The following is a 797-nucleotide window of genomic DNA, read 5'->3' as shown; positions in this document are numbered from 1 at the left end:
TCTTCCCAAGCAAGCCCGGTCTCGGCAAGGAACCCGACAAGAAGATCGGGCCGGTACTGCACACGTTTCAGTCCGTGCTTGACGGCCCGAAAGACCTCGTCGATACCCCGAGCGGCCAGATGCACCAGGGTCGTGCGTTTCAGATACGACCAGACACCCTCGCTCGGGTTCAGATCAGGGGCGTACGCCGGGAGCCACGCCACGCTGATCCAGTCGGTGTGCCCGGCCAGGAACGCGGCCATCTCGGTTTGGAGGTGGATGTTCAACCGGTCCCACACCACCACCAGCCGGCCCCCGGGCAGCTGCGCGTGCGCCGCCCACAGAAGATCCCGACAGTCCGCCCAGTCCAGCCCCTTCCGTTCCCCACGACGGCCGTGACCGACCCGGGCCCGGTAGACCAGCCGGGCCCGATCCCCGGGCCGGTAGCAGACCATCCCGACCACACTGACCCGCCCGGACCCGCCCCGCCCGGGGACCCGCACCACCGGGGTCACCCCGCGTCGACCCCAGGTCCGTGCTCGTGGCGGCCTCAGGCCCTGTCCTGTCTCGTCGAGGAAACAGACCCAGGCGGCCCGGGTCGCCGCGGTCGTTTTACCGCCGGCCACTCCCGTTCTGTCCAGGCCTTGACCGCGGTGTCGTCGCGTTCGACCGCGCGCCGCACCGGGAGCTGGCACGACCAGCCGTTGCGGTCCAGCAGCATCCACACCCCGGGCAGCGTGTAGGTGAGCCCGAACTCCCGTCTGATCACGTCCGCGACCCGGGCCAACGTCCACCGCTGGTCGTCCCAGCCGTACACC

At 70.0% G+C, this 797-nt stretch carries 2 protein-coding genes; both read right to left on the bottom strand.

The window, feature by feature from the left end; genetic code table 11:
* The coding region (locus tag AB1460_RS37940; protein WP_368967424.1) for a transposase at window positions 1-605 on the bottom strand (605 nt) is incomplete at its 3' end.
* On the bottom strand, window positions 530-797 hold a 268-nt coding region (locus AB1460_RS37935), incomplete at its 5' end, for a helix-turn-helix domain-containing protein (protein ID WP_368967422.1). The genes AB1460_RS37935 and AB1460_RS37940, both read right to left, overlap by 76 nt.

Origin of the sequence: Parafrankia sp. FMc2, assembly GCF_041008525.1 — a bacterium.
Taxonomy (GTDB): Bacteria; Actinomycetota; Actinomycetes; order Frankiales; family Frankiaceae; genus Parafrankia.
The sequence above is the reverse complement of the archived record's forward strand: the minus strand, read 5'-3'. Positions and strand labels throughout refer to the sequence as shown.